This window comes from Kitasatospora sp. NPDC087271, assembly GCF_044744605.1.
Classification (GTDB): domain Bacteria; phylum Actinomycetota; class Actinomycetes; order Streptomycetales; family Streptomycetaceae; genus Kitasatospora.
Genome location: NZ_JBIUYQ010000017.1, coordinates 116,775 through 137,665, shown reverse-complemented (window position 1 = coordinate 137,665; position 20,891 = coordinate 116,775). Strand labels below are relative to the sequence as shown.

The following is a 20,891-nucleotide window of genomic DNA, read 5'->3' as shown; positions in this document are numbered from 1 at the left end:
ACGCCGAGGAGGATGGATGTTCAACAACGCCGCCGAAGTGAAGCAGTTCATTCAGGACAACGACGTGAAGTTCGTCGATGTCCGCTTCTGCGATCTGCCTGGCGTCATGCAGCACTTCTCCGTACCTGCGGCGACCTTCGACCCGTCCGAGATCCTGATGTTCGACGGCTCGTCGATCCGCGGCTTCCAGGCCATCCACGAGTCCGACATGGCCCTGGTCCCGGACCTCGCCACGGCTCGGCTCGACCCCTTCCGGGTCGAGAAGCACCTCAACATCAACTTCTTCATCCAGGACCCGGTCACCGGCGAGGCCTACAGCCGCGACCCGCGCAACGTCGCCAAGAAGGCCGAGGCCTACCTCGCCTCCTCCGGCATCGCCGACACCGCGTTCTTCGGGCCCGAGGCCGAGTTCTACGTCTTCGACTCGGTCCGCTTCGAGACCAGCGCCAACGCGTCCTTCTACCACATCGACTCGGAGGCCGGCGCCTGGAACTCCGGCGCCGCCGAGGGCGACGTCCGCGGCTACAAGGTCAAGTACAAGGGCGGCTACTTCCCCACCCCGCCGGTGGACCACTTCGCCGACCTGCGGGCCGAGATGTCGCTCGAACTGGCCAAGTCCGGCCTCGAGGTCGAGCGCCAGCACCACGAGGTCGGCACGGCCGGCCAGGCCGAGATCAACTACAAGTTCAACACCCTGCTGCACGCCGCCGACGACCTGATGCTGTTCAAGTACATCATCAAGAACGTCGCCTGGCGCAACGGCAAGACGGCCACCTTCATGCCCAAGCCGATCTTCGGCGACAACGGCTCGGGCATGCACGTCCACCAGTCGCTGTGGACCGAGGGCTCGCCGCTCTTCTACGACGAGCAGGGCTACGCCGGCCTCTCCGACACCGCCCGCTACTACATCGGCGGCCTGCTCCGGCACGCCCCCTCGCTGCTGGCCTTCACCAACCCGTCGGTGAACTCCTACCACCGCCTGGTCCCGGGCTTCGAGGCGCCGGTCAACCTCGTCTACTCCCAGCGCAACCGCTCGGCCGCGATCCGCATCCCGATCACCGGCTCCAACGCCAAGGCCAAGCGCATCGAGTTCCGCGCGCCCGACCCCTCCTCCAACCCGTACCTGGCCTTCGCCGCCATGCTGATGGCCGGCCTCGACGGCATCCGCAACAAGATCGAGCCGCTGGAGCCCGTCGACAAGGACCTCTACGAGCTGGCCCCCGAGGAGCACGCCAACGTCCCGCAGGTGCCCGCCTCCCTCCCGGCCGTCCTCGACGCCCTGGAAGCCGACCACGAGTACCTGCTCGCCGGCAACGTCTTCACCCCGGACCTGATCGAGACCTGGATCGACTTCAAGCGCACCAACGAGATCGCCCCCATCGCCCTCCGCCCCCACCCGCACGAGTTCGAGCTGTACTACGACCTCTAATCGCGGTTGCCGGTGCGGGCACGAAGCCTGTTCAGGGCCCCGTCGCGCTCTTCTCGAGCGCGGCGGGGCCCTCTCGGTGAGTGGGGCCGATCGGGTGAAAGTGTGGGGTTGTGCGTTGCGTCGGGGGAGGGACGGTCGGACGGTCGGATGAACTTCCGAGATGCGCATTCACTTCCGGACCGGGCGGATCGCCTCGGTGCTGGCCCTGCTGGCCGGTTCGCTGCTCGGCAGCAGCGTGCTGGCGCCACCGGCCCAGGCCGCGATCTCTTTCACCAAATCCGTCGACAAGGCGACCGTCTCCCCGGGGGAGAACGTCACCTACACCCTCCGGTACACCTGCTCCATCACCGAGTGCACCGATGGGCGGATCACCGACACCCTGCCGTCGAACATGCAGTTCGTCGGCTGGACGCCCGACCCCTCCTCGGTGGACCAGGCCGCCTCCACGGTGCCCGCCGCGGGCGCGATGGGCGGCACCATGGACATCAGGCTCAAGGACCTCAGCCCGGGCACCACCGCCACCATCACGGTGACGATGAAGTACCCGAACTTCACCACCCCCGACGGGGCGGCCTCCACCAACTCGGCCACCATGACGGCCACCGGTGAGCCCAGCCAGACCGCCACCGCCGACACCAAGGCCCAGGTGCAGCCGCAGTACACGGTGACCAAGGGCATCCAGACCTCCAGCAGCGACGGGCGCACCGTCACCTACCAGTTCAGCGCCTGCGCCACCGACCTGGTGCCCAACGTCGACCTGGACACCAGCCGGCTGCTGGACACCCTGCCGCCCGGCGCCGTGGTGGACACCGGCCGCTCGCCCGGCTGGAGCCAGGTCGCGCCCGGCCCCAACACCTGGGGCTACGACATCGGGGAGTTCCGCTCCGGCAACGGCCGCGGCGGTTGCCAACTGCCGGGTGTGCTGGTCGTCAACTACCCGGAGGCCGACTTCCCGGACGGGACGACCTCCGACAACACCGTGGACCTGTACGGCGACCCGATCGGCCCGGACGCCGAGCGCGAGCTCGACACCGCCAGTACCACCACCGGTCAGTTCCGGCCCCCGGCCACCGGTGTGATGGTGACCGCCAGCAAGGTGTGGCGCGACAGCGTCGTCTCCGGCGACCTCGACTCCTTCAGCCTGTCGGCCACCAACACCTCCGGCCCGGCCACCAGCCTGACCATGACCGACCCCGGCGCCGGCACCACCGACGGCCTGTACAACTGGCTCTTCCCGCAGTCCCTCCAGCTGGAGCCGTGGAACCCGACCAGCATCGGGCTCACCCTGCAGTACCGCCTCGACGGCGACCCGACCTGGCTGACCTTCAGCCCGTCCAGCCCGCTGGACGGGTCCAGCGCCCGCCGGATCACCTTCGTCCAGGGCGCCGGCGACCCGACCCGCGACGAGCTGGGCATCCCGGCCGGCCGCCGGCTCGACGGCCTCAGGTTCACCTGGGACGGCCCCATCCCGACCGGCTGGAGCCCGGGCAACTCGGTGCAGGTGATCACCCAGGTCGTCACCCCCGGCCACGACGGGCGCCCGGCCCCCAGCCCGCTGACCAACTGTCTGGACACCACCGCCGGCGACGGCACCAGCACCTCCGCCGCCAACGCCTGCGCCTCGACCACCGTCACCGCCGCGACCAACCTGGGCGCGGCCAAGACCACCGTCGCCGGCGAGCTCTCCGCACCCGGCGGCATGGCGACCTTCCAGGTGATCCCGTACAACCGCAGCGGCCGCGACCTGACCCGCCCGCTCGTGCTGTACGACGTGCTCCCGGCCGGTGTCGTCTACGTCGAGGGCTCCGCCCGCCCGGACCCGAACTACCCGGACGCCAAGGCCCCACAGTCGATCACCGTCACCCCCGGCCCGGACGGCCGCCAGATCGTCCGGATGGAATGGCCGCCCGGCGCGCCCGACATGACGTACCTGCACGACGCGCTGGCCTACCGGATGCTCTTCGACGTCCAGGTGGCCAGCAGCATCCGCTCCGGCGAGCTGACCAACGACATCTACGTCACCGTCGACCAGCCGACCGCGCCGGTCTCCTGCATGTTCTCCGGCTCCGACAGCGGCAGCACGCCGGACGTGCTGGACCTCAACGGCAACGGCGACACCTCCGAGCTCATGTGCCACGCCTCCTCCCGGATCCAGGTGGACGTGCCGAGCGTGCTGCGCTCGTACAAGGAGGTCATGGGCGACCTGGACGCCGACTACGTCAGCATCGGCAGCGCCACCCCCGGCGGCCGGATCTCCTACCGGATGACCGTCCGCAACGACTCACCCGACCCGGTCACCGACTTCATCGCCTACGACAAGCTCCCCACCCCGGGCGACAACTACGTCCTCACCCAGGACGCTCCGCGCGGCAGCGCCTGGACCCCGTCGCTGAGCCAGCCGATCACCACCAGCGACCCGACCGTGGGGATCGAGTACACCACCGACCCCAACCCGTGCGTCGACGCCGCCCTGGTCAACCGGACCGGCTGCAACAGCGGCGCCACCTGGAGCAGCACCTTCCCCGGCCCGGGAACGGCCACCTGGTTCCGGGTCCGCCGCCCCGGCAGCCTGGCCTCCGGCGAGGCCTTCACCCTGACCTGGCCCATGGTCGCCTCGGTGGACGCCCCCGACGGGGAGTACGCCTGGAACAGCTTCGCCTTCACCGCCACCGACGCCAGCGGCCGCCAGCTGCTGCCCGCCGAGCCGGCCAAGGTCGGCGTCGCCGTCAAGCAGACCAAGCCCTCCGACAACGCGCTCGGCGACTTCGTCTGGCAGGACGTGGACGGCTCCGGCATCCAGAAGCCCGGCGACCCTGGCATCGCCGGCGTCACGGTGAAGCTGCTCGACGGCAACGGCCAGCCCGTCCGCGACAAGAACGGCAAGCCGGTCACCACGGTGACCGACCGGAACGGCCACTACCTCTTCGACCACCTGCCCGACGGCAGCTACGCGGTGCAGTTCGACCTGTCCACCCTGCCCGACGGCGCCGTCGTCACCAAGCGGGGCGTCGGCACCGATCCGGCCAAGGACTCGGACGCCGACCCGGCCACCGGCATCACCCAGACCGTCACGCTCAGCGGAGGGCAGCGCGACCTCGACCTCGACATGGGCGTGATCCTGCCGACCACCCCCACCGGGTCGCCGTCCCCGTCGCCGTCCCCGTCCCCGACCTCCTCGCCTTCCCCGACGTCGTCCCCGTCGCCGACGTCCTCGCCGACGCCGTCGACGTCCCCCTCGCCGACCGCGACCCGGTCCGGCAGTACGACCCCGACCGCCGGCCCGACCCACAGCGCGAGTCCGTCGGCGAGCGGCGGGACGCTGCCCAACACCGGCGGCTCGGCGCCCGACGCGCTGATCGCCGCCCTCGGCGCCCTCGCCGTCCTGGGCGGTGTGGCGCTGTGCGCGGTGGTCTACCGGCGGCCCGGACGACACAGCTGACACCGACGACGGACAACTGAACACCGATCGACACCAGTGGCGCCGCCCCCAGCGGCGCCACTGGCGCGTTGTCGGAGGCGGGCAGGCAGGCGGGCGAGCAGGCGGGCAGGCGAGCAGGCGAGCAGGCGGGCAGGCGGGCAGGCGGGCAGGCGGGCAGGCGAGCAGACGGGCAGGCGGGCAGGCGGGCAGGCGGGCAGGGCTGGAACCGGGGGCTCGGGCTGCGGGAGTTCACCCGGGGAAGGCCTACGGGCGCTCCGGAGTCAGCGCCAGGACGGCGAGGTCGTCGGCGAGCAGGCCGGCGTACTCGTGGACGTCCTGGGCCAGGAAGGAGACCAGCCGGTCGGGCGAGGTGGTGCCGAGGGCGGCCAGGCGGGGGGCCAGCGGGTAGAAGGCGCCGGTGGCGTCCCGGGCCTCGCTCACACCGTCGGTGTAGAGCAGGACGGTGTGGCCCGGGGGCAGCGCGACGGCGGTCGGCTTGCCGCGTTCGTCGGGGGGCCCGAGGTGGGCCAGGCCGAGCGGGAGTTCGTCCGCGCAGGACACCGGGGTGATGGTGTGCTCGGTGAGCAGCAGCGGGGTGATGTGGCCCCGGTTGACGATCTCCACGCAGTCGGAGCCCGGCCGGTACTGCAGCAGGACGGCGGTGACGAACAGCTCGTCGTCGCCCCGGTCGGCGGCGTCGCGCAGGACGGCACGGTCCAGCTGGTCGGCGAGGTCGACCAGGTCGGGGGTGTCGTGCGCGGTCGCCCGGAAGGCGCCGAGCACGTCGGCCACCGTACGGACGGCGCCGAGGCCCTTGCCTCGGACGTCGCCGAGCAGCACCCGGACGCCGAAGCGGGTGTCGCACACCTCGTACAGGTCCCCGCCGACCAGGACCTCGGCCTGGGCCGGGCGGTAGAGGCCGGCCACCCGCAGACCGCCCGCCCGCTCGGGCACCGGGCGCAGCACGGTGCGCTGCAGGGTCTCGGCGACGGTACGGGCGTGCAGCAGGGTGCGGTTCTGCCGGGTCCGCTGCCAGGACAGGGCGGTGCCCATCACCCCGGAGAGCAGCGTGGCGATGTAGACCCAGACGTGGTGCTGCTCGTCGATGTGGCCCGCCCGCACGGCCAGCACCAGTTGCAGCGCCAGGGCGCCGACCGTGGTGGTGGCGGTGAGCACCGGGCCGTAGCTGAACGCCGCCACCACGGGCAGCGCGGTCAGCAGGAAGCCGGCCGCGACGGCGTCCGGGACGACCGCCTCGGCGGCCAGGTCGAGCAGCAGGAGGAGCACCGGCAGCCAGGGCACCCAGCGCGGTGCCCGGGGTTCCACGGCCGCCGGATGCTCCGGGCGGGGTGCTACGGGCACGGTGGGGTCCTCCTGGCCGACCGGTCGGTATGACCGGTTCGTCCCTCCATGCTCTCCTACGGAGGACCCGGCCACGAACGGCCGAACGTCCCGGTTTCCGGGGCCGGCCGGGCCCGGAAGCGGGGCGTCAGGGCCGGTCGGCGGACGGTGACCGACCCGGCCCCGGCCGGCGGACGGGTCGGCGGGCGCGCCGACAACCGGGCCGGGTGGGCGGTCAGCGGCGAGACGGTCATCAGCGGACGATCACCGGCAGGGTCTCGAAGCCGCGCAGGACCAGGCGGTCCCGCCGGGCCGGCACGCCGCCCGGGGCCAGCCGGGGGAAGCGGTCGAGCAGGGCGGGCACCGCGACCTCGGCCTCCAGTCGGGCCAGCTGGGCGCCCAGGCAGTAGTGCGGGCCGCCGCCGAAGCTCAGCGGCTGGCTGTCCCGGCGGGTCGGGTCGAACACCTCCGGGCGGTCGTACCGGGCCGGATCGTGGTTGGCCGCGCCGAGCAGCAGGAGCGCCACGTTGCCGACCGGCACGGGCAGCCCGTCGACGGCCAGCCCCTCGGCCAGCGCCACCCGGGAGGTGAGCTGGACCGGGGAGTCGAAGCGCAGCACCTCGTCGGTGAAGCCGGCCGGGGTGATCGCGCCGCTGCGCAGCCCGGCGGCGGCCTCCGGGTGGCGGAACAGCAGGGCCAGGCCGTTGCCGAGCAGGTTGGTGGTGGTCTCGAAGCCGGCCACCAGCAGCAGCACCAGGTTGGCCAGCAGTTCCCGGGCGGGCAGCCGCTCAGGGTCGTCGACGGCGATCCGGGCCAGGTCGGTGACCAGGTCGTCCTGCGGGCGGGCGAGGCGCTCGGCGGCCAGCTCGGTGAAGTAGCCGGCCAGTTCGTCGGCGGCCTCGTCCGCCTCGGTGAGCTCGGAGCGGTCGTCGATGAACTCCAGGGCGACGGTGAGGTCGGAGGCGAGGTCGCGGAAGCGGTAGCGGTCCCGCTCGGGGACGCCGAGCAGTTCGCAGATCACCCCGACCGGCAGCCGGAAGGCGAAGGCGTCCATGAAGTCCACCGGCGAGCCGTCGGCGCCCTGCTCGGCCATCCCGTCCAGCAGCCCGGCGACCGCCTCCTCCACCGCCGGGCGCAGCGCGGCCACCCGGCGGGCGGTGAAGACCGAGGCGATCAGCGAGCGGACCCGGGGGTGGTCGGGCGCGTTGCGCTGCAGGATCGAGCGGCCGAACAGCGCCAGCGACGGGTGCTCGGCGAACTCCGGGGTCAGCTCCGCCATCATGTCGGCGGTCGCGACGGCGAAGGCGGGGGTGCGCAGCACCTTGTCGGCCGCGGCGTGGCCGGCCACCAGGAAGGTGTCCGGCCCGGCGGGCACCGCCGCGCCCAGCGCGTGTGCCCGCGCGTACAGCGGGTACGGGTCGGCCCGGCCCTCGCTGGTCAGCAGTTCCTCGATGATCGCCGCGCCGTCCATCCGGTGCTCCCCTCCCAGAGGCCACGTTCCTGCTGCGTGAACCACCGGAGGGTGCAGCGGAGTTCCCGTCCGGCGGGGGCGCCGGGCCGGACCGGGGGCTCGACCGGCGGAGGCCCGGGTGCGCGTCCGGCGGGGGCGCCGGGCCGGGCGGGTTGGCGCCCGGCCGTCGGGCGGCTCGGTAGGGTTGCCGGTATGGAGATCTGGATCAACCCGCGCTGCGGCAAGTGTCGGTCGGCGCTCGGCGAGCTGGAGGCCGTCGGGGCCGAGTACACCGTGCGGCGCTACCTGGAGGATCCGCCGACCGCGGCCGAGCTGGAGCAGGTGCTGGAGCGGCTGGGCCTGGAGCCGTGGGACATCACCCGCATCGACGAGCAGGTCGCCAAGGACCTGGGGATGCGGAAGTGGTCCCGGGAGCCGGCGGACCGGGACCGCTGGATCGCGGCGATGGCGGAGCACCCGATCCTGATCCAGCGCCCGATCATCACCGCGGACGACGGCCACGCCGTCGTGGCCCGCACCCCCGAGGCGGTCAAGTCCGTCCTGCCGTAGCAGCGGCGCGTCCGGAGTCTCCGAGGTGTCCGGAGCCTCCGAGGTGTCCGGGGCCGGTCAGTGCAGCTGGATCCGCTGCACCGGCCGGCCCGGGTGCCAGTTGAGGATCCACAGGTGGCCCTCCCCCACGGCGGTGTGCACCACCTGCTCCAGGTCCAGCCGGAAGGCGTGGAAGGCGGTCGGCGGCGGCTCGGGCAGATCGGCCGCGTAGGCGGACAGTTCGGCCTCGTCGGTGATCTCGACCGCGCGGCCGGAGACCTTGGAGTCCCCGCCGGCCATCGTCTCGTCCCCCGGGTGGGCGTGCAGCGCGAAGCGGCCGTCCCGTTGGAGGTCGCGAGCCTTGGCCGAGCCGTACATCGACCCGAGCATCAGGTCGGCGCCGACGAAGTCGACCTCCGTACCGCTCACCCGGGGCGACCCGTCCTTGCGCAGCGTCGCCAGGACGTGGTGCTTCTCGGCTTCGAACCGGGCCCGCACGAGGGGGGCCAGCTCGGGTGCCTGCTGCTCGAAATCCTGCCAGGTGGCCATGGCGCCAGTCTGGCACCGGGCACCGACAACCGCCGGGTGTCAGGGGTCGGTGGCAGACTGTCGGAGTGACCACCACGACCACGTACATCGCGTTCCTGCGGGCGATCAACGTCGGCGGCCGGACGGTGCGGATGGAGCGACTGCGGGCGCTCTTCGCCGAGTTGGGGCTCGGGGGCGTGCGCTCCTACATCCAGAGCGGCAACGTCTTCTTCACCACCGACGAGCCGGACCGCGCCGCCCTCACCCGGCGCATCGAGGAACACCTGGAACGCTCCCTCGGCTACCCGGTGCCCACGCTGCTGCGGACGGTCGACGAGGTGGCCGCGCTGCTGGCCGCCGAGCCGTTCAGGGGCGTCGAGGTGACGCCCGACGTCCGGCTGGTGGTGGCCTTCCTCTCCGAGCCGCTGCCCGCCGACCTCGCCCTCCCCCGCCTCTCGCCGAAGGGCGACCACGAGGTGGTCGGCGCCGACCCGGGCGCCGCGTACGTGGTGGTCCACCTGCGGGACGGCAAGTGGGTCACCGGGGAACTGTTCGGCAAGGCCTACCGAGGTGCGGTCACCTCCCGGTTCCTGCACACCACCGAGAAGATCCTGGCGGCCGCCAGGAAGGGCTGACCCCCTGACATCCGCGCACCGGCCACCCCGGCACCCAACCGCCAGGCAACCCGGCCACCCGGCCACCCGGCCGCCCGGAACCGCGGTGGCGCACCGGGCGTCTGGAGTGCAGTGACGTACTCACCGCGCGCCGGCACCCGGCGTGATCTGGACAGTCCGAGCCGGCCGAGCCGACAATCGGGCCATGACGTCTCCTGAGTTCCGCACCGGCGCCGTCCGGCCCTCCGGCGCGGTCCGCCCCTCGGACGCCGAACGGGACCAGGCGCTCGGGGTGCTCAAGGACGGAGCGGGCAGCGGACGGCTGTCGCACGACACCTTCCTCGGCCGGATGGAGATCGTCCTGCACGCCACCAGCCGGGGCGAGTTGGACGAGGCGATGACCGGGCTGCCGACCGGGAGCCCGGTCGAGCGCTTCCTGCTGCGGACGGTCGGCCGGGTCTCCGCGTTCGGGGACCGGCTGCGCCGGGCCTGGCGCACCGAACGGCTGCCCGGGCTGAGCCTGCCGGAGACCGGGGCGGGGCAGTTGACGATCGGTCGGTTCCCCGGCTCGGGGCTGCGGCTGCACGACGCCTCGGTGTCCCGACGGCACGCCGAACTGCGGCGCGAGGGCGGCGGCTGGGTGCTGTACGACCTGGGCTCGACCAACGGCACGCATGTGAACGGGCGCCGGATCGCGGGCGGGGTACGGGTCCGGCCGGGCGACCAGGTCCGGTTCGGGAACCTGGAGTTCCGGCTCGCCTCGGACTGAGTCGCACCCCCGGCCGGTCGGTACGGACCCGAGCGGGCACCGGGGAGGCGTCGGGTGGGCGTCCATGCGTGCGGACGGTGAACGTGCGGGCGTGCGGGCGTGCGGGCGTGCGGGCGTGCGGGCGTGCGGGCGGTGAACGTCAGCCGCGGGTGACGTGCAGTTCGGCGTAGCGGTCGCCCTTGTCCGCCTTGCGCAGGGTGACCTTCGCCGTGCCGACGGCGGCCTCGGCGCCCTTGCCGACGGTCTTCCGTTCGTCCCCGACCACGACCTCGACCGTGCTGTCGGTGATGTGGCTGACGGTCATCTTCACGGTGCGGTCGCCGCCGAAGACCTGGAGGGTCTTGGAGGCCTCGGCGTCATCGGTGCGCACGACGACGTCGCAGCTGTCGTCGTCGAGGCAGAGCGCGACACCGCCGTCGCAGGCGGTCAGTCCGGCGCCGAGGGTGAGGACGGCGCCGGCGGCGAGGAGCGCCGGGCGGCGGACGGCGGGCCCGAAACGGCGCCGGGCAGGGGTTCGGTGGGAGTTCGGGGTGCTCGCTGTGGTCATGGCGTCGACGGTAGGCGCCCGCACGCGCCCCGCCATCGGCCGTCGGCGGTACGCAGCCCCTGGCCGGCCCCGGAGCGCCCGAACGATCGCGACCCCGAGGGCGATGGGTCGAATCCCCTAGGGGACGAGGGGAGTTGGAACTGCTGGATCGGATTCCGGAAAGGCTCGGCATATGCCTCAGAGGTATGCCACGCGCGTAGATCGACGGGCCGCGAAAAGGACCGGCGGTCAGTCGGCGACACCGCCCAGGTCGCTGCCCCGCGCACCGGCCGGGCCCCACAGCGGCGCCATGCAGCGCTGGTAGGTGGCCTGCCAGTGCGGCCAGTTGCGGGCCACGTCGTCGTCGCACTCGGCCAACAGCCGCTCCACCAGCGCCGGTTCCACACCCTCCAGCAGCCAGGCCAGCGCGTCCGCCGTCCCCGGGCCGTCCGCCGAGCGCAGCAGGTCCATCAGCTCGCCCAGGCCGCCGAGCCGGGAGCCCTCCGGGACCACCCGCTCCATCCGGGGCAGCAACTGGCGCTCCTCGATCCGCAGGTGCGTCTCCAGCCGGGCTGCCAGGTCCTCCATCGCGTACGCCACCGGCCAGGCGCTGCCGGTGTCCCGGCTGGCGATCCGCACCAGCGTGGTGACCCGGGTGAACGAGTGGTCGAGGTTGTGGTGGTCCGCCTCCAGCCAGTTGAGCAGCAGCCGCAGCTCGGGGGCGAAGCGGCGCACGATCGGCCAGATCCGGCTGTCCTGCTGCTCGTGGTGGCAGGTCAGCATCGCGGTCACGAAGCTCCAGTGCCGCAGCAGCGCCTCGCCGGCGTCGTCCTCGCCGGGCTGGAGCAGCCGCAGGGCGTTGGGCAGCCGGGCGAGGTCCCGGCGCAGCGCGGCGTGCACCAGCCGCAGTCCGGCGAAGCGGGCCGTCGCCGGCTCCTCGCCGACGGCCCGCACGGGCACGGCCGCGCCCCGGGTGTCGACCCCGGACCCCGCCTGCTCGGGCACGGAGGGGGACGGCTGGGGCAGTAGATGGATCGGCATGGCACTCTCTTCACGACGTCGTGGGGCGGGCGGGGCCAGCCGGTGGAGCGGCCCCATCCAAGGTGCTCACAGTCGATCAAAAGTGAATCAATGTCCGATTGACGCGCAGGTCACAGGCATGTGCGCGGGGGAAGCCGCGCTGCGCGGGTGCCGCCCCGCGATCGCCCGCCCCGGCCTCCGGACGCTGCCGGAACGCCGTGGGCCCGGGGCACCTGGGTGCCCCGGGCCCACGGCCTGCGGGTCGTCGTACGGCGCGTCGTGCGGACGGCCGCGCGGGTCGTCGTACGGCTGGGATCAGTCGGCCTCCGGGCCCGCCAGGTTCTTGGTGAGCCACTGCAGCGTGTCCGGGATCATCTTCTTGAAGTCCGAGGTCAGGTGCTTGCCACCGGGCTGCTCGTAGTACTCCAGCGACACCGGCGGGGCGGCCTTGGCGACCCAGCCCTTGACCAGCTTGGTCTCGTACGGGTTGGCGCCGCCCGCGGTGACCAGCATCTTCACGTCGGCCTTGCCCTGGGCGACCAGCACGTCGGGGTTGTTGGCCTGCCGCTCGGCGTCGTGGCCCTTCCACAGCCCCGAGTCGGGAACGTAGTAGCCGTCGATCGGGACGGCGGCCTTGTAGACGTCCGGGTGCTGGAGGGCGAGCTTGGCGCTGCAGAAGCCGCCGGTGGAGGCGCCCATCACGCCCCAGCCGTCGCGGCCCTTCACGGTGCGGAAGTTGGCGCGGACGAAGTCCGGGAGGTCCTGGGACATCCAGGTGCCCATCTTGGGCTGGCCCGGGATGTCGGAGCAGTCCAGCGCGTTGTGCTCGTCGCTGTTGAAGTTCTGCACCGGCATGATCATGATGAACGGGTGGGACTTGCCCGCCTTGACCAGCTGCTCGTTCTCCTCCTGGATCGGCAGCTGGTTGTCGGTCCAGGTGTTGTAGCCGTTGCTCTGGCCGCCCGCGAAGAGGGTGAGCACCGGGAAACCGGTCTTGGCGAACTTGGGGTCGTTGTACTCGGGCGGCAGCCAGACCCAGACCTTGCCGGAGACGCCGGACTTCGCGCCGGTCACCGTGGTCACCATGATCGGACCGGCGGACGTGTCCCGGGCCTTGCTCAGGGTGGCGGCCGGACCGGTGGGCATCAGCACCTTCCCGGTGGCGGCCGCGGGCTCCGCGGTGGTGGGCGCGGGCGTACCGCCGCCACCGGCGCTGGGCGAACCCCCCGTGGCGCCGGTACCGGTCGCACCCGGGGTGCCGGCCGCCTTGGCGCTGTCCCCCTTCCCGCCACCGGAACTCCCACAGGCCGCCAGCGAGGCGGCCAGGGCGAGCACGGCGGCGCCGGTCAGGACGGCGCGGGAACGGGACGACTGCCTAAGCACGGTGAGGACTCTCCGACCGATGACACGCCCGGTCCGTCTGACCGGGCTGTGGCCCCCCGGTGGGGCCGGACAGGCCGGGGGCGCGGCGCTGGTGCGGTCCCCGGGGTGGCGGCGCGTCCTCCCTCGCGGTGGCGCGCCTTCCTGCGATCTTATGACGTGGACCGGGGTGGCCCGGTTGCGCGGTGGCCACCGGAAATCCAATGTTTGTTCGCGATCAGGTAAAGGCCTTCACCGCTCCCCCCGGTCGGCGGGGGCCGGACGGCGGGGAGCACGGTCCGAGACCTGTCCGGGGGTGCGAATTTTGGGGCCTTCGACCAGTGACGGCGGCCGCCGCATCCGCAACGATCGGCTCACGCCCCGACCGACCCGCGCCCAGCCTAAGCCGAAGCCGAAGCCGAAGCCCACCAGACCCGAGCAGACCCGAGCAGACCCAGGAGAACGCCATGCCCCAGCAGATCGCCGTCGTCACCGGAGCCGGGAGCGGAGTCGGCCGGGCCGTGGCGGCCGAACTGGCCGCGGCCGGCTGGCGGCTGGTGCTGGCCGGCCGGCGGGCCGAGCCGCTGCGGGAGACCGCCCGCCTGGGCGGCACCCCGACCGCGGTGGTGCCGACCGACGTCACCGACCCGGCGGCGGTGGACGCGCTGTTCGCCGGAGCCGTCGAGCGCTTCGGCCGGGTGGACCTGCTGTTCAACAACGCCGGCACCTTCGGCGCGGCCGTGCCGGTGGAGAACCTGGAGGTCGAGGCCTGGCGGGCGGTGGTCGACCTCAACCTGACCGGGGCGTTCCTCTGCGCCCGGGCCGCGTTCCGGCAGATGAAGGCGCAGGCCCCGCAGGGCGGCCGGATCATCAACAACGGCTCGATCTCGGCGCACGTCCCGCGCCCGCACTCGATCGCCTACACCGCGACCAAGCACGCGGTCACGGGGCTGACCAAGTCGCTGTCGCTGGACGGCCGCCCGTACCGGATCGCCTGTGGGCAGATCGACATCGGCAACGCGGCGACCGACATGACCGCCGCGATGAACACCGGGGTGCGGCAGGCGGACGGGCGGATCGCGGTCGAGCCGACCATGGACGTGGCCGACGTGGCCCGCACCGTCCGACACATGGCCGAACTGCCGCTGGAGGCCAACGTGCAGTTCGCCACCGTGATGGCGACCGCCATGCCGTACGTCGGGCGGGGCTAGGGCCCTGTCCCCGGGCTGCCCGCCGGAGGTCCGCCGTCGGCCTCCCGCCGTCAGTCCGCCACGGACTCGCGCAGTCGCTTCTTGTCCGGCTTGCCCACCGCCGTCAGCGGGATCGCGGCCACGACGCGCAGGGCCTCCGGCGCGTAGATCCGCCCCTTGTGGGCCGTGACGAACGCGCGGACCTCCTCCAGGTCCGGCCGCTGCCCCGACGCGGCGACGACGGCGACGTGGACGTGCTCCGCCTCCTGCGCGTCGCGCACCCCGAAGACCGCGCACTGCGCGATCGCCGGGTGGGTGAGCAGCAGGTCCTCGACCTCGGACGGGTAGACGTGCCCGCCGACCACGATGATCTTGTCCTTGAGCCGGTCGGCCAGGTAGAGGTAGCCGTCCGCGTCGAAGTAGCCGATGTCGCCGGTGTTCAGCCAGCCGTCGCGCAGCACCTCGGCGGTCAGGTCGGGCCGCTTCCAGTACCCGGCCATGACGGTGTCCGAGCGGACGTGGATCTCGCCCTGCTCCCCCGTGGGCAGCTCGGCGCCGTCGGCGGACCGGATCACCACCTCGATGCCCGGGAGGGGTCGGCCGACCGCGATCTGGCCGCCGTGCCCGACCCGGTCGTGCTCGTGCGGGGCGAGCATGCAGATGTTCTGCGCCTCCGACTGCCCGTAGCCGCTCCACAGGACCGGCCCGAACACCTTGAGCGCCTCGCGCACCCGGGTGGGCGAGGCCGCGCAGCCGCCGTACGAGACCCGGCGCAGGCTGGACAGGTCGGTGCGGCCGATCGCCGGGTGGTCGAGCAGCTGGTAGAGCAGCGGCGGCAGCACCCACAGGTCGGTGATGCGTTCGCGCTCGATCGCGGCCAGCACCGCGCCGGGGTCGAACGAGCGCTGGAGGACGACCGCACCGCCGTGGTGGAGCGTCAGGTCGGAGAAGAGCCCGGCGAGGTGGGCGAGCGAGGTGGCGGCGAGGAAGCGGGGCGCGTCGCTCGCCATGCGGCCGGGGGCGTCGAAGACCTTTCGGTAGGCGCCGTGCAGGCTCCGGATGCCCTTCGGGATTCCGGTGGTCCCGCCGGTGTGCCGGATGCCCCAGTCGTCGTCCGGGCCGACCCGGACGGCCGGCGGCTCGGCGGGCCGGTGGGCGGAGGCGGCGATCACGTCCTCGCCGATCGCGTCCGGTCCGGGGCCGAGACGCAGGACGGCCGGCACGTCGATCAGGGGCAGCAACTCGGCGGCCACCGGGTACCGTTCGGCGTCGACGAGCAGGACGGCGGTGTCGACGCTCGTCGCGATCTCGGCCAGGGTCGAGGCGCTCATGCCGTCGTAGAGGTTCACCACCCGCGCACCCGCGAGGCCTGCCGCGTAACGGGCGCTCAGCGCCTCGGCGGTGTTGCCGGCGAGCAGGGTCACGGTGTCGCCGCGCACCACGCCCCGGGCGACGAGCTCGTGGGCGAGGCGGTAGGTGGCGGCGGCGAAGTCGCCGGCGGTGAGTTCGACGCCGTCGGCGGTGGTGATGGCCCGTCGGTCGGGGTCGGCGGCGAGGGACTGAAGAATCAGGGCGGGAGCGCTGACGAACTCCGGTTCGTTCACGGCCACTTCTTCCTTGCAGTTCGCAACCATGTCCCCACCCTAACCCAACCCCTTTTCCAGGGCCGGGAGTTATACCCGATGGTGATCACTCGTCGTGCGAGTGGCGGTAGCGGAGCGAGCCGGCGCGGTCGCCGTCCAGCCGGTAGACGCTGGTGGTCGGCCAGTACTCGCCGCTCTCCGCGGCGGGCAGGCGGGCCCGGAGCAGCATCCGCAGTGCGGGCGGCGGGGCGGCGGCGTTGACGCGCTTGCGGTGGCCGTCCCAGCGGCCGCCGCACAGTTCGAGGTCGAGGACGAGGGGGGTGGTTCTCATCCCGCGATCGTGTCAGCGCCGCTTCGTCGGCCGAGGTTTGAACCGGCACGGCCACTCGCACGAGGGACCCCCGTCAGGCCAGGCTGACGGGGGTCCAGGGGCGGCCCGAGGGCGGCCCGGAGGTGTCACGGAGGTGTCACGGGCGCGCCGCCCGGGGCCCTACGGCCGCCAGGTGTCGTTCAGGGTGACCAGGCCCGAGGCCGGCGCGGTCGCCGTCCGGTTGGCCCCGGACTCCCAGGTCACCGCGCCGCTCGCGTCCTTGCGGACGTACTTGTACTGGAAGGCCGTGCCGGCCGGCAGCGCGAGCGACAGCGACCAGACCGGGTAGCCGGCCGAGGAGAGCGGCAGCGCCTTGGCCGGGTCCCAGCCGCCGAGCGCGGCGATGTCGCCGACCACGTAGACGTTCTGGCCGTTGACGGTGGTCGCGTTGACGTTGAACGAGGCGCCGGAGGCGTTCGCCGACCCGCCCGGGACGTACAGCGCGATCGCGTCGCCCGCGCCGACCGTCGCGGTGAACTGCCCGTTGGCGCCCACCTGGTAGGTCGGGCCGGTGCAGCCGCCGCCCGGCTGCGGGTCGCCGTGCTGGACGTCGCAGTAGGTGCCGGCCGCGAGCCCGGTCTGGAAGGTCCGGGTGATCGGGCCGCTCTCGTGGTTGAGCGCGACGTAGCCCTTGTTGCCGCGGCCGAAGGCGATCGCGTTGTTGCCGTTGGACCACCAGTTGGTCACGCCGGTGCCCGCGACGGCGTTGCGGAAGCCGACCATGTTGGCGATCTGCCGCCAGGCGTGGGTGCAGTTCCAGCCGTCCTGGTAGCAGGCGTTGACGGTGCCGCCGTTGGGCGGGCCGGCGTCGTTGTTGGTGAAGGCGTAGCCGGAGTAGACGTTGGGCGCGCCGTACGGCGAGGCGAGCAGGAAGACGTTGGCCAGCGTGTAGGTGTTGCCGTAGGTGTAGTTGAGGGTGGAGCCGTTGCGCTCGGTGTCCCAGTTGTCGATGAAGGAGCGCGCCTGCCCGCTCGGCAGGTACCCCCAGGAGGCGCCCCAGCCGGACAGGTTGGCGAGCTTGTCGCTGGTGAACATCCGCTTGAGGTCGGTGCCGACGCGGAACTCGTCGACGTCGCCGGTGCCGGTGTACTCGGTGGGCTGGACCGGTTCGCCGGCGCCGTAGATGACCTCCTGCACCCAGTAGGCCTTGGGGTTGGCCGTCTTCGCCTTGATCGCGGCGAGGTCGCCGGCGGCGATGTGCTTGGCGGCGTCGATCCGGTAGCCGTCGACGCCGAGGGAGCCCAGGTCGTCCAGGTAGCGGGCGATGGTCTGCTGGACGTACGCGCTGCCGGTGTCCAGGTCCGCGAGGTTGACCAGCTCGCAGTTCTGCACGTTTGAGCGGTCCTGGTAGTTGGTGATCGGCTGGCGGCAGGTGTGGAAGTCCTGGTCCTGGTAGGTGCCGGGGTAGGTGTACTTGGTGTACGCGGTGCCGCCGGTGCCGGTGCCGGAGCCGGCCGTCATGTGGTTGACGACGGCGTCGGCGATGACCTTGACCCCGGCGGCGTGGCAGGTGTCGACCATGTTCTTGAAGGACGTCCGGTCGCCGAGCCGCCCGGCGATCCGGTAGCTGACGGGCTGGTAGGAGGTCCACCACTGCGGGCCCTGGATGTGCTCCTGGGGCGGCGAGACCTCGACGAAGCCGTAGCCCTTCGGGCCGAGCGTCGAGGTGCAGGCCTGGGCGACCGAGTCGAAGCGCCACTCGAAGAGGGTGGCGGTGACGTCCTTGCCGTTGTCGGCGGGTGGGGCGGCCTGGGCGGCGGGGGCGCCGAGGGAGGTGGCGAGCGAGAGCGCGAGGGCCGCCGAGGCGGCGAGGGCGCCGGCCGCGCGGGCGGTCCGGCGGGTGGGGGCGGTGGTGACCACGTCGTCTCCTGGGGGTGGCTGGGGTGGGGGCAGCCGGGGGTGAGCCGTGCGGGAAGAGCTATGCAGGAAGTTTCTGTAACTTGCCGGAAACTTGCAGCGCTGAACCTAGGGCCGCCGGGAGAGAGCGTCAAGGGCTCGGGAGGAACGTTTCTGCACCGCCTGGGCCCGGACGCACGACAAGGGCCCGGCAGCCGTAGCCGCCGGGCCCCTCACCTGTCCTGGTTCACCGGGCCCGCGGGGGCCCGGTCCGGACTCAGCCGGTCTGGATGGAGGTGTCGTCGATCACGAAGCTCGTCTGCAGCGAGGCGTCCTCGGTGCCGGTGAACTTCAGGGTGACCGTCTGGCCCGCGTAGGACGAGAGGTCGAAGGTCCGCTGCTGGTAGCCCGCCGCGGCGTCCGCGTTGGAGTACGTCTTCAGCGTGGTGCCGTTCACCGACACGGCCAGCTTGTCGTACGCGGTGCTGCCCGACTCAGCCGTGTCGATGTGCAGCCAGAAGCTCAGCGTCGCCTTGCAGCCCGCCGGGATCGTCACCGTCTGCGCCAGCGTGTCGGTGTGCGAGGAACCGTAGCCGTTCAGCCACGACTTCCACGAACCACCGTGCGCCGCCTGCGAGGAACTGTTGTCCACCACGCCGGAGCTGGTCGTCCACGGCGCCGCCGAGCCCGTCTCGAAGCCCGCGTTGCCCAGCAGCTGCGCCGGCGTGCAGGTGCCGCCACCGCCACCGGTCACCGTCCACGTGAAGCTCGCCGTACCGGACTTGCCCGCCGAGTCCTTCACCGTCACCGTCACGTTCGACGAACCCGCCGTGGTGGCGGTACCGGTGATCGCACCCGTGGAGGCGTTGATCGCCAGCCCGGCCGGCAGGCCCGTGGCGCTGTACGACAGCGGCGCGGTACCACCGGAGGCCTTGATCTGGAGGTTCACCGCACCGCCGACCGCGGTCGACTGGTTGCCCGGGCTGGTGACGGTGATGCCGCCGGGGTTGGGCAGCGAGCCGACGTTGACGGCGGCCCAGGCCGTGGCGACCGCGTTGTACTCGGCGCTGTTCGCGCCGTACAGGTCGGTGGCCGCGTTCAGGGTCGCGGTGCGGGCGGCGGCGTAGTTGGTGGTGGAGGTCATGTACGCGGTCAGCGCCTTGTACCAGACCTGCTGGGCCTTGTCCCGGCCGATGCCGCCGACGGTGATGTTGTTGACCGTCGGGCTGTTGTAGCTGACGCCGTTGATCACCTTGGCGCCGCTGCCCTCGGCCAGCAGGTAGAAGAAGTGGTTGGCGACACCGGACGAGTAGTGCACGTCCAGGTTGCCGACGCCCGAGTACCAGGAGTCGGCGGAGGTGCCGTCCTTGGAGGGCTTGTCCATGTAGCGCAGCGGCGTGCCGTTGCCGTTGATGTCGATCAGCTCGCCGATCAGGTAGTCCGGGTTGTCGGCGGGCAGGTTGGCGTAGAACTCGACCATCGAGCCGAAGATGTCCGAGGTGGCCTCGTTGAGGCCGCCGGACTCGCCCGAGTAGTTCAGGTTGGCGGTGGCCGAGGTGACGCCGTGGCTCATCTCGTGGCCGGAGACGTCGAGTTCGGTGAGCGGGTGGGTGTCGCCCGAGCCGTCGCCGTAGGTCATGCAGAAGCAGCTGTCGTCCCAGAACGCGTTGACGTAGCCGGTGTCGTAGTGGGCCCGGCTCATCGCGCCGACGCCGTCGTTGCGGATGCCGTTGCGACCGAAGGTGTTCTTGTAGAAGTCCCAGGTGGCGGCCGCGCCGAACTGGGCGTCCACGGCGGCGGACTCGCGGTTGCTGGCCTGGCCGTTGCCCCAGGTGTCGCTCGACTTGCTGAACAGCGTGCCGTTGCCGGAGGTGCCGTTCTTCATGTCGGTGGTGTATTGGCCGCCGCGGGTGGCGTCCTTCAGCGAGTACGTCGAGCCGCTCTGGGTGGTGGTCAGCGGCACGTTGCCGACGAACACGCCGTTGCCGGAGCCGCGCTTGATGCCGTCGGCCTTGCTGAGCACGTCGCCGGTCGCGGCGTCGGTGACCACGTGCAGCTTGCTCGGGGTGCCGTCGGACTCGCGGCCGGAGACGACGGTCTCCCAGGCGAGCTTCGGGGTGCCGTCGGCGGCCCAGACGACCAGGCGCGGCGCGGTGTCGACGGCGGCGCCCTGCTCGGCGGCGAGCGCGGCGGCCTGGGCCTTCGGGGCGGCCTGGGCCGGCGTGGTGCTGACGCCGCTGAGGTCGGCCTCGCTGGCCTTGGTCACGCTCTTGGTGGCGCCCGCGGCGTCCTGGTGGACGATCAGGTCGCCGCCGAGCACCGGCAGGCCGGCGTAGGTGCGCTCGTAGCGCAGGTGACGGCCGCCGTTGGTGTCCTGGACGACGTCCTTGGTGACCAGCTTCTCCTGGCTGCTCAGGCCCAGGGCCTGGGCGAAGGACGCGGACTGCTGGTTCGCGGAGGCGATCAGCGCGGCCCGGTCCGACTGCTGGGCGGCGACGGCGGACGGGGCGTCGGGCGTCGCGGCCTGCGCGATGACCGGTATGCCGGTCACCAGCAGCGCGGTGGTTGCGGCCATGACAACCGCGGCCTTCCGGGCGTGAGCGTAACGGGACATGCGGACTCCTTTTCCGACCGGCGCGGGGTTCGCGCCGGTGGAGAGAAACCTGGGCCGCAGGGTTGCGGCGCAGTGGGGGCCCCCGCCCGGGGTGTGCGACGGGGGTGCGATTGCGGTGCTCACAAGTCGTGGCAGGTTTGGGACGCGCTGCACCTGAACTGGTCAGCCGCACCGGGGGGTGGGGCCCCCTCGTCTGCAGCCGCAGGAATCGTGGCAGCAAACGAGTCGTTAATGACAGATGCATGCCACGGAATGGCCGATTCATTACCGAAACCGTATGCATGACTGTTCATCA

At 72.4% G+C, this 20,891-nt stretch carries 16 protein-coding genes; 6 read left to right on the top strand and 10 right to left on the bottom strand.

Features of this window, described 5'->3' with window-relative positions:
* The first annotated feature begins 16 nt into the window (after positions 1-16).
* On the top strand, positions 17-1,429 hold the full coding sequence (gene glnA, locus ACIO9K_RS26375) for a type I glutamate--ammonia ligase (RefSeq protein ID WP_063347323.1): 1,413 nt from the start codon (positions 17-19) through the stop codon (positions 1,427-1,429).
* 160 nt (positions 1,430-1,589) lie between these two features.
* A complete protein-coding gene (locus ACIO9K_RS26370; protein WP_400333589.1) occupies positions 1,590-4,868 on the top strand; it encodes an SdrD B-like domain-containing protein in 3,279 nt (1,092 codons plus the stop codon).
* A gap of 243 nt (positions 4,869-5,111) precedes the next feature.
* On the opposite strand, the gene ACIO9K_RS26365 is transcribed toward ACIO9K_RS26370, so the two are convergent.
* Both ACIO9K_RS26365 and ACIO9K_RS26360 read right to left on the bottom strand, forming a co-directional pair.
* Positions 5,112-6,209, bottom strand: a complete 1,098-nt coding sequence (locus ACIO9K_RS26365; RefSeq protein ID WP_400333586.1) for a PP2C family protein-serine/threonine phosphatase — start codon at positions 6,207-6,209, stop codon at positions 5,112-5,114.
* A gap of 232 nt (positions 6,210-6,441) precedes the next feature.
* Entirely contained in the window at positions 6,442-7,659 is a 1,218-nt protein-coding gene (locus tag ACIO9K_RS26360) for a cytochrome P450 (RefSeq protein ID WP_363580908.1), read from the bottom strand.
* Between the two features lie 192 nt (positions 7,660-7,851).
* Between ACIO9K_RS26360 and ACIO9K_RS26355 the strand changes: the two genes are divergently transcribed.
* A complete protein-coding gene (locus ACIO9K_RS26355; RefSeq protein ID WP_363580907.1) occupies positions 7,852-8,208 on the top strand; it encodes an arsenate reductase family protein in 357 nt (118 codons plus the stop codon).
* Between the two features lie 57 nt (positions 8,209-8,265).
* On the opposite strand, the gene ACIO9K_RS26350 is transcribed toward ACIO9K_RS26355, so the two are convergent.
* Positions 8,266-8,736 (bottom strand): pyridoxamine 5'-phosphate oxidase family protein, encoded by a 471-nt coding sequence (locus ACIO9K_RS26350; RefSeq protein WP_363622285.1) that lies wholly within the window; start codon positions 8,734-8,736, stop codon positions 8,266-8,268.
* Between the two features lie 65 nt (positions 8,737-8,801).
* Between ACIO9K_RS26350 and ACIO9K_RS26345 the strand changes: the two genes are divergently transcribed.
* Positions 8,802-9,350 carry a DUF1697 domain-containing protein gene (locus tag ACIO9K_RS26345; RefSeq protein WP_363622287.1) on the top strand — a complete coding sequence of 183 codons (549 nt, stop codon included), beginning with the start codon at positions 8,802-8,804 and terminating at the stop codon, positions 9,348-9,350.
* Between the two features lie 184 nt (positions 9,351-9,534).
* Positions 9,535-10,098, top strand: a complete 564-nt coding sequence (locus ACIO9K_RS26340) for a DUF1707 and FHA domain-containing protein (protein WP_063347333.1) — start codon at positions 9,535-9,537, stop codon at positions 10,096-10,098.
* Positions 10,099-10,237: 139 nt separating this feature from the next.
* Here the strand turns inward: ACIO9K_RS26340 and ACIO9K_RS26335 are convergent, their stop codons facing one another.
* The 3 genes from ACIO9K_RS26335 to ACIO9K_RS26325 all read right to left on the bottom strand — a co-directional run bounded on the left by ACIO9K_RS26335 (position 10,238) and on the right by ACIO9K_RS26325 (position 13,027).
* Positions 10,238-10,645 (bottom strand): hypothetical protein, encoded by a 408-nt coding sequence (locus tag ACIO9K_RS26335; protein WP_371516733.1) that lies wholly within the window; start codon positions 10,643-10,645, stop codon positions 10,238-10,240.
* 228 nt (positions 10,646-10,873) lie between these two features.
* Positions 10,874-11,665, bottom strand: coding sequence for a hemerythrin domain-containing protein (locus ACIO9K_RS26330; protein WP_363580900.1), 792 nt, complete (start codon positions 11,663-11,665; stop codon positions 10,874-10,876).
* A 294-nt stretch (positions 11,666-11,959) separates the two neighbouring features.
* Entirely contained in the window at positions 11,960-13,027 is a 1,068-nt protein-coding gene (locus tag ACIO9K_RS26325) for an alpha/beta hydrolase (protein ID WP_371516734.1), read from the bottom strand.
* Between the two features lie 443 nt (positions 13,028-13,470).
* Between ACIO9K_RS26325 and ACIO9K_RS26320 the strand changes: the two genes are divergently transcribed.
* Entirely contained in the window at positions 13,471-14,214 is a 744-nt protein-coding gene (locus ACIO9K_RS26320) for an SDR family oxidoreductase (RefSeq protein WP_363622291.1), read from the top strand.
* A 50-nt stretch (positions 14,215-14,264) separates the two neighbouring features.
* On the opposite strand, the gene ACIO9K_RS26315 is transcribed toward ACIO9K_RS26320, so the two are convergent.
* The 4 genes from ACIO9K_RS26315 to ACIO9K_RS26300 form a co-directional block, all read right to left on the bottom strand.
* Complete coding sequence (locus ACIO9K_RS26315) at positions 14,265-15,797, bottom strand: AMP-binding protein (RefSeq protein WP_400333578.1); 1,533 nt, start codon at positions 15,795-15,797, stop codon at positions 14,265-14,267.
* An 85-nt stretch (positions 15,798-15,882) separates the two neighbouring features.
* Positions 15,883-16,107, bottom strand: a complete 225-nt coding sequence (locus tag ACIO9K_RS26310) for a hypothetical protein (protein ID WP_363580892.1) — start codon at positions 16,105-16,107, stop codon at positions 15,883-15,885.
* 159 nt (positions 16,108-16,266) lie between these two features.
* A complete protein-coding gene (locus ACIO9K_RS26305) occupies positions 16,267-18,006 on the bottom strand; it encodes a carbohydrate-binding module family 20 domain-containing protein (RefSeq protein ID WP_363622295.1) in 1,740 nt (579 codons plus the stop codon).
* A gap of 253 nt (positions 18,007-18,259) precedes the next feature.
* Positions 18,260-20,596, bottom strand: a complete 2,337-nt coding sequence (locus tag ACIO9K_RS26300) for a M4 family metallopeptidase (RefSeq protein ID WP_400333574.1) — start codon at positions 20,594-20,596, stop codon at positions 18,260-18,262.
* Positions 20,597-20,891: the final 295 nt, after the last annotated feature.

Excerpts from the sequence above, each read along its gene's own strand:
- glnA (WP_063347323.1), top strand. The coding sequence starts at position 17 with ATGTTCAACAACGCCGCCGAAGTGAAGCAGTTCATTCAGGACAACGAC.
- ACIO9K_RS26370 (WP_400333589.1), top strand. The coding sequence starts at position 1,590 with ATGCGCATTCACTTCCGGACCGGGCGGATCGCCTCGGTGCTGGCCCTG.
- ACIO9K_RS26360 (WP_363580908.1), bottom strand. The coding sequence starts at position 7,659 with ATGGACGGCGCGGCGATCATCGAGGAACTGCTGACCAGCGAGGGCCGG.
- ACIO9K_RS26355 (WP_363580907.1), top strand. The coding sequence starts at position 7,852 with ATGGAGATCTGGATCAACCCGCGCTGCGGCAAGTGTCGGTCGGCGCTC.
- ACIO9K_RS26350 (WP_363622285.1), bottom strand. The coding sequence starts at position 8,736 with ATGGCCACCTGGCAGGATTTCGAGCAGCAGGCACCCGAGCTGGCCCCC.
- ACIO9K_RS26340 (WP_063347333.1), top strand. The coding sequence starts at position 9,535 with ATGACGTCTCCTGAGTTCCGCACCGGCGCCGTCCGGCCCTCCGGCGCG.
- ACIO9K_RS26335 (WP_371516733.1), bottom strand. The coding sequence starts at position 10,645 with ATGACCACAGCGAGCACCCCGAACTCCCACCGAACCCCTGCCCGGCGC.
- ACIO9K_RS26330 (WP_363580900.1), bottom strand. The coding sequence starts at position 11,665 with ATGCCGATCCATCTACTGCCCCAGCCGTCCCCCTCCGTGCCCGAGCAG.
- ACIO9K_RS26320 (WP_363622291.1), top strand. The coding sequence starts at position 13,471 with ATGCCCCAGCAGATCGCCGTCGTCACCGGAGCCGGGAGCGGAGTCGGC.
- ACIO9K_RS26310 (WP_363580892.1), bottom strand. The coding sequence starts at position 16,107 with ATGAGAACCACCCCCCTCGTCCTCGACCTCGAACTGTGCGGCGGCCGC.
- ACIO9K_RS26300 (WP_400333574.1), bottom strand. The coding sequence starts at position 20,596 with ATGTCCCGTTACGCTCACGCCCGGAAGGCCGCGGTTGTCATGGCCGCA.